Raw genomic sequence first — 7,205 nt, forward strand, 5'->3', positions numbered from 1 at the left:
GTTTGTATTCCGAGTCATACTTACCATTACCTATATTCTCAGCAAATATGGTTGTAGATCTAAGCCCTTGAATTAAATTATCCATGGCAATGGCCATTTCTCCTATTTCATCATTATTAAATTTCTTACCCTGATCTTCTACCAATTCACCTTTGCCTAATTTGACCACAATATCCTTAATATAATTTATTGGATTTGTTATCGACCTGGCCATAAAATAAGCACTTAATAAACCTATTAGAATGATAATTGCACCCAGAATGATAGTTATACTTCTCAGCCTAACTGTTGCATCGGTAAGTGACTCATCAGACTCTTGCGTTACTTCCTGCTGCATCTGTGCTACTTTATCCAGTTTTTCAATGATTGATGCAGTCATTGGTATTACCTGACTTTCAATGGCATCTTCGGCCAATAATTTCACAAGAGGATCTTCATAATTCTCAAAAGTTACAAGTTGGCTCATGATATCCTTTTCTATTTCTAGGAGTGATTCAAACTCAGCCTTGACGGTATCTATCAAATATCTCTGGCTGTCAATCTCCCACGATTGTTGAAGCTCTTCTATTCGGTCTTTTAGTGCCGGATAATCCTGCGAATGCAATATCTTTAAAGCCTCCTTATCATCTACATTGTACTGTACATACACCCAGTTAATACTTAGCATCTTAGATCGTGTGACGAGCAATTTAAAGTCACTTATCGCCTCTTTACTTGGTCTAATAATTTCTGACGATTTCTTTACAACTTGATCTATACCGTTGCCTGTGATAAATATGACAGTAGCATTTAGTACAAATAAGATGATGAGAATAAGGAAACCTCCAAAAATTTTGTTTCCAATTTTTAGTTTAAACTTTCGCATATTTCGCTGATTGAGTACTTAAGTTTTAAATTACAATTGCCAGTCTTGATAACTCCGATGAAACCTTTAACTCCGCTTCATCAACTGATGATTTATTTAGTTCAAATGCTAATTTACCATTTCTCTCCACAAAATTAATTCCGCTACCTTCCATTCCTAACCCTTCCTTTTCAGAAATAATTAATGTGTTGTTTGATAATGCCTTTTCTTTTACTGAAGAAAGCATCTCGGATGCTGAATTAGCAATAAAGAGAATATTGGTGCCTGTAACATCACCCGGTCCATTAAATTTTTTTATTACGATAGTTCTTGCCCCAGCTTTTTTTGTTAAAGCCATTTTTTCAAGATGTTCAGTGATAGGGGAATCACCAAGAACGCCTATTGTAAAATCACCTTCATTTAATGGTGATGGCCATTGTACGTAACGAATAAAACTATATATGTAAACGGTATGTAGCTGATAACTTTGGGCACTTAAAACAACAAACCCCAAACTCATAAAAGCAGTAATTATCCATTTTGCGTAACCAATTTTCAACATACCAGTAGTAAATTAACCTGCAATAAATTTAATTTCAAAAATTAAGTTCAAAATAGCAATTATAAATCACAATTAGCTCGATTATAGCCTTTTAAATTTACTGTCAATTAGCAGACAATGCTCTGCACTTTCTATCAAAAGAAAAACTTTTTTACTATTGATCAGTTTACTGAATTAATAGAAAAAATATGTTTATGATTCGAAAAGCCCTATTATCTTTTGCATTGATTTTTAGTTTGGTATCCTGCAGTAAAAGTCAGAAAAATACGAAAAGCCTGGTAAAGAAAAGTACAGTGGATAAAATCCAAAAATCAGATGAAGAGTGGAAAAAGGAACTTACTGAAGAAGAATACTATGTTCTTAGAGAAAAAGGAACGGAAAGAGCATTTAGTGGGGATTTATGGGATAACCATGATCAGGGAACTTACTATTGTGCAGCCTGCAATGAAAAACTTTTTAGCTCGCAAACCAAATTTGAATCCGGTACAGGATGGCCTAGCTTTTATGAGCCAATAAATGAGGAAAATATAGAAATTGTAAAAGACATGTCTTTTGGGATGGTGCGTGAAGAAGTTGTTTGTGCTAGATGTGGCGGACATTTAGGCCATGTATTTAATGATGGCCCAGAACCTACCGGCCTACGTTATTGCATTAATTCTGTAAGTCTTGATTTTGAGAAAGACAACAAATAAAAAAAGGGCGATTATCTCGCCCTTTCTTATCTCTAAAGGTTGATTATTAACCTTTGTATTCATCTAATGCATTTTTGATTAAAGCCCTCAAGTGAGATTTATGTGCTCTGGATAAAGTATTGCCCGAACTATTAGTTGCTTTTCTGTCGATCGCATTCAAATTATACAAGGCCATTGATTTTGCATGATTAGAATAGCTACCTGACTTATCTTTTAAAAGAATCTCAATAAGCATTTTAGTATATTCTACTTGCAAATTCTGTCTGAACGTATTAACGCTTCCATTTATATCAGCATCAAATATGGCTGAGTTGAGGTCCACCATAAATTCCCCTAACTGGTATGAATTACCATAAAGTTCAGAGTCAACCAACCTCTGCAATGTGTTTTCATGCAATAAATGACTTAACACATCTTTTTGAGCGCTAAGAACAGATTCGTGTATTTTAGGATCTTCAGGTCCTCGATAGAAATTATAACCCCTTCTCTGAAGAGCAAGATAATTGTATATGTCATTAGATGTGTTGAAAGCATTTGGAGCAAACATGTATTTACTAATTCCATTCATTGCTCTTTTTTGCTCGGACTCGCTTACAGGAGTATATGGCTTAGTTGCTCCAGGCTGCCCTTGCATTGCTCTATCTACATAAATACCACCAATAAATCTCGACATTACTTCGCCTGCTTGTGCTCTTTGACGTGAAAGAATATAGTAAGCTTGTCTGAGTTCCTGATAAGATTCACCCGGATCATTATACTTTTCTCTAAGGTCCTTCATCAAATTATCTACAAGCTCAATTCTATCAATAGAATAAGTAATTTGATCATTTGATAAATCACCAGTGTTAATTCTCGGGTCGATTCCTCTGCTTGAGCTGCGCATGTCATCCGCATCATTACCAAACATCAACTCAGGCTCTGTAGATCTTGCCAAAAGTTTGTTCATTGCCTCTTCAGACATATCTGGGGTATAACCAAACTGAATAGCCCAAACATCATAAGGCCCTATAACAGTTGAGTAATAATGCCCTTGCTTACTTCTATCTTTGGTTACGTTTATAGTCGCATAATCCATGACAGAGCCTGTCAGCGCCTTTCCTTGAATAAATTCCTTATCGGCTAATTGCTCAGGCGAGTATAACTGTGAAGATTTCATATTATGATTCAAACCTAAGGTATGCCCTACTTCATGCATGATTAGCTCCAGCATGGCTTCATTTTTCATACCATCCAAATCTTCGCCATTTGTGGCTATAGCCATCTCACCAAATAAATTATTTTCTAACATCATGCTGCTATACATACAATAATTTTGCTCTCCTTCAGGATTCCAAAACGGAGCTTCTTTGTTGCTTACTTCCATACCATATAGTTTTGTATATCTTACTCTGTTGGTATGATGCACAAACTCTAACATTATATCAGCTCCAATAATCTGGCCTGTTCGTGGGTTTCTAAAGCTTGGTCCATACCCACCGAATGGAGGGTTTGGTGAAGATGTCCAACGCAGTACGTTATAACGGATATCCCCTGCATCCCAATCGGCTGTGTCGGGCTGAACTTTAACAACCATTGCATTTTTAAAGCCTGCCTTTTCAAAAGCTTTGTTCCACTCTAAAACACCCTGTTTAATTGACTCTCTCCATTCTAAAGGAGTCGTATTTTCAATCCACCAGGTAATTGGTTCTACCGGTTCTGAAATGGCTGCTTCAGGATCTTTTTTCACCAAATGCCATCTGTTAATCATATCCCTGTAGGCAATGGCTTCGGTTGTAGTCTGATCATCTACCTGAGTTGTAAAATAACCTACTCTTGGGTCATCAAATCTTGGCTCATAATCATTTTCAGGTACAGCTACCAAACTATGGAATACTGAAATACTCACATTTCTAGCATCGGCTATAGCATTAGAGCCGCCATTTAATACTGAAGAAGTGCTGTAAACATATTCAACTTTAAAGTCTACGTTTTGAGGGTATGACCTGATTGCCCTAACCTTGGTTTTCTCGCTCGACAAGCTTCCCAATTTAAAGGAAGTGGGCGACTGGCCAGGTAAGCTAGGTGGCTTAATTTGAGACCATGTTTCTTTCAAAAACAAATTGTCAGCCTTAATTAAGAAATTACCATCTTCCTCAACCTCTATTTTTTCACTGGCAAGAAGTGAATTACTCATATTAGCTTCCTGCGATCTGCTTAATGGATTTTCAGGATCGTAGTAAAAATTAGTGTTTACTTTAACGAACTCCAGCTCGTTGTAAAACTTTCTAATTTTAAAAATATCGGAACCTCTGTATGCTCCACGAAAAGAATAAGCTTCCAGAACACCATCAGCAATTTGGCTGAAATAGATATATTCTTTATCCAACTGCTCTTTATTTACCTCCATCATAATACTACCCGATGTTGTATCACGATAAAATGTAAATAGGCCCTCTATTTTATCATGCCCTTTTACCTTACTGGCTATGGTTGTTTTCTCTTCTGTTTTTGGTTTTTCTTCTTCGCCTTTCTTTTTCTTCTTTTTCTGCGCTTCTAAGGAGTCAAATGAAAAAAGGCATAAAGCACTTATAATGAGCACTTTAAATCTAAGTGTACTATTCATTGGGTTTGGGTTTAATTTGTCAACTTTCGAAGATAATTAAATGTGACCTTTTGGGGTATATTTGCAACCTCATAAATGACCATAAATGTGAAATACGACATTATAGTTATAGGAGCGGGTATTGTTGGGCTAGGAACGGCTCTCAAGCTACAAGAGAAAAATCCCAAGTTAAAAATATTGGTTCTCGACAAAGAAGAAGAGATCGCGAAACACCAAACCGGCAATAATAGTGGTGTTATTCATTCCGGTTTGTATTACAAACCGGGCAGTTTAAAAGCCACGAATTGTATCAATGGTTATCATATGCTGGTTGATTTCTGTCGAAAAGAAGACATCCCTTTTGAGCTATGTGGAAAGGTAGTAGTTGCAACTTCAGAAGAGGAAATACCTTTGCTGGATAACCTGGAGAAAAGAGGTGCTGAAAATGGACTGAAAAATATTAAACCACTTAACAGCGAAGAGCTGAAGGAATACGAGCCACATGTAAATGGAGTAAAGGGAATTTTCGTTCCACAAACTGGTATTGTTGATTATAAGCTTGTTTCAAAAAAGTATGCTGAGTTAATCCAGAATGATGGTGGTACTATCAACTTGGGTGAAAAAGTAGTCAACATAAAGACTACTTCAGGTGGTTGCGAGGTGGAAACAAGTAAGGCCAGTTATGAGTGTACTTTGGTAGTGAATTGTGCCGGATTGTATTCCGATAAAGTGGCCAAATTCACCAATCAGAAATTGGATGTGAAGATTATTCCTTTCAGGGGCGAGTATTATAAACTATCAAAAGAGAAAGAGTATCTTGTTAAAAACCTGATTTACCCTGTTCCTGATCCTAATTTCCCATTTCTGGGAGTACATTTTACACGAATGGCTAAAGGTGGTGTAGAGGCAGGGCCAAATGCGGTACTTGCTTTTCAGCGTGAAGGCTATAAAAAATCGGATATTAACATTGCTGAGTTAGCCGAATCTTTGGCGTGGCCCGGGTTTCAAAAAGTGGCTATGAAATACTGGAAAACAGGTTTTGGCGAGATGTACCGTTCATTCTCAAAAGCGGCATTTACAAAAGCATTGCAAAAGCTACTACCTGAAATTACAGAAAATGATTTGGTGGAAGGTGGTGCAGGTGTGCGCGCTCAAGCCTGTGATAGAAATGGTGGATTGATCGATGATTTTCTTATTTTAGAAAATGAGCATGCCATCAATGTATGTAATGCTCCTTCTCCTGCGGCCACATCATCCTTGGCCATTGGAGATACGGTTTCGAACTTAGTTTTAAAACGATTCTAAATGTTAACAAAAGAGGAAATTCAGCGATACCAACGGCACTTTCCTCTTCCTAATTTTGGAATTGAAGCCCAGGTAAAACTTAAGCAATCAAGAATTTTAATAGTTGGCTGTGGCGGACTGGGCAATCCCATTGCCTCGTATTTGGCTGCATCTGGTGTAGGCACAATAGGATTGATAGATAACGATATTGTTTCTATTACCAACCTTCATAGACAAGTACTTTACAATGAAGCGCATATCGGGCAATCAAAAGCCAGATTAACAGCCGAGAAACTTCAAAAGCAGAATCAGCATCTTAAAACTAAAGTTTTCGAAGAGCAATTGACATCGGATAATGCATTAGCCATTATTGCCAATTATGATTTAGTTATCGACTGCACGGACAACTTCTCTACTCGGTATTTGATCAATGATACGTGTGTATTATTAGATAAGCCATTTATCTACGGCTCTATTTATCAATATGAAGGGCAAGTAGCAGTATTTAACGTAAATAAGAGTGCCAATTACAGAGACCTCTATCCTACTCCGCCAATCCCTGAGAGTGTGCCTGATTGTGAAGTAGGTGGCGTACTAGGTACATTGCCCGGAATTATTGGAAGCATACAAGCCAATGAAGCATTAAAAGTTATTTGCAATATCGGTCAGCCCTTAATTGAAAAGCTTTTTATATTTGATAGTCAGTCGATGGAATCGAGGGTAATTAAAATTAAGAATAGCAATGCCCGAGATACTATCACAGAATTAATAGATTACGAAGAATTTTGTCACCCAAATAAGAATAAAATGGTAAAGGAAATAACTGTAAAAGAGCTACACACAATGATTGAGAACAAAGAGGATTTTCAATTGATTGATGTGCGCGAACCACATGAGGTTGAAATTGCTACACTGGATGGTGAGCTTATTCCATTAGGTGAAGTGCCACAGAATGAAGATAAAATTGCCAGAGATAAGAAAGTAGTGGTGCATTGCAGAAGTGGAGCTCGTAGCGGACAGGCCATTCAATACTTACAGGGTAAACTCGGCCTTGATAACTTATACAATTTAAAAGGTGGTATTTTGGCTTGGGCCGATGAGATTGACCCGAGTATGGAAAAGTATTAAAATCGAATAATGAATATTCGAGAGAAGGCCGATTATCTATTTAAGCACGGAGAGTTTATTGGCGACAGGCACGAACTGGGTGTAAAAAAGCTCTTGTACTCCCTCAATGGTAAG

6 protein-coding genes are annotated in these 7,205 nt (G+C 37.2%); 3 read left to right on the top strand and 3 right to left on the bottom strand.

Annotated features, from left to right (window positions below):
* A partial coding sequence (locus RLO81_RS14330; RefSeq protein ID WP_502880456.1) for a methyl-accepting chemotaxis protein occupies nt 1-865 on the bottom strand: 865 nt, incomplete at its 3' end.
* A 25-nt stretch (nt 866-890) separates the two neighbouring features.
* Nucleotides 891-1,406 (bottom strand): YfiR family protein, encoded by a 516-nt coding sequence (locus tag RLO81_RS14335; RefSeq protein ID WP_350112963.1) that lies wholly within the window; start codon nt 1,404-1,406, stop codon nt 891-893.
* 194 nt (nt 1,407-1,600) lie between these two features.
* On the opposite strand from RLO81_RS14335, the gene msrB reads away from it, so the two are divergent.
* Nucleotides 1,601-2,098: a peptide-methionine (R)-S-oxide reductase MsrB gene (msrB, locus tag RLO81_RS14340; RefSeq protein ID WP_350112966.1), complete on the top strand. Its 498-nt coding sequence runs from the start codon at nt 1,601-1,603 to the stop codon at nt 2,096-2,098.
* Nucleotides 2,099-2,144: 46 nt separating this feature from the next.
* Here the strand turns inward: msrB and RLO81_RS14345 are convergent, their stop codons facing one another.
* Nucleotides 2,145-4,700: a zinc-dependent metalloprotease gene (locus RLO81_RS14345; protein WP_350112969.1), complete on the bottom strand. Its 2,556-nt coding sequence runs from the start codon at nt 4,698-4,700 to the stop codon at nt 2,145-2,147.
* A gap of 87 nt (nt 4,701-4,787) precedes the next feature.
* Between RLO81_RS14345 and lhgD the strand changes: the two genes are divergently transcribed.
* Together lhgD and RLO81_RS14355 are read left to right on the top strand one after the other, a co-directional pair.
* The gene (gene lhgD / locus RLO81_RS14350; RefSeq protein ID WP_350112972.1) at nt 4,788-5,984 is read left to right on the top strand and encodes an L-2-hydroxyglutarate dehydrogenase; all 1,197 of its coding nucleotides are present in this window, start codon (nt 4,788-4,790) and stop codon (nt 5,982-5,984) included.
* A complete protein-coding gene (locus RLO81_RS14355; RefSeq protein ID WP_350112975.1) occupies nt 5,985-7,091 on the top strand; it encodes a ThiF family adenylyltransferase in 1,107 nt (368 codons plus the stop codon).
* The last annotated feature ends 114 nt before the right edge of the window (nt 7,092-7,205 follow it).

The sequence above is a fragment of the Fulvivirga sp. genome (genome assembly GCF_040220315.1).
In the GTDB taxonomy this organism is placed as follows: Bacteria; Bacteroidota; Bacteroidia; order Cytophagales; family Cyclobacteriaceae; genus Fulvivirga.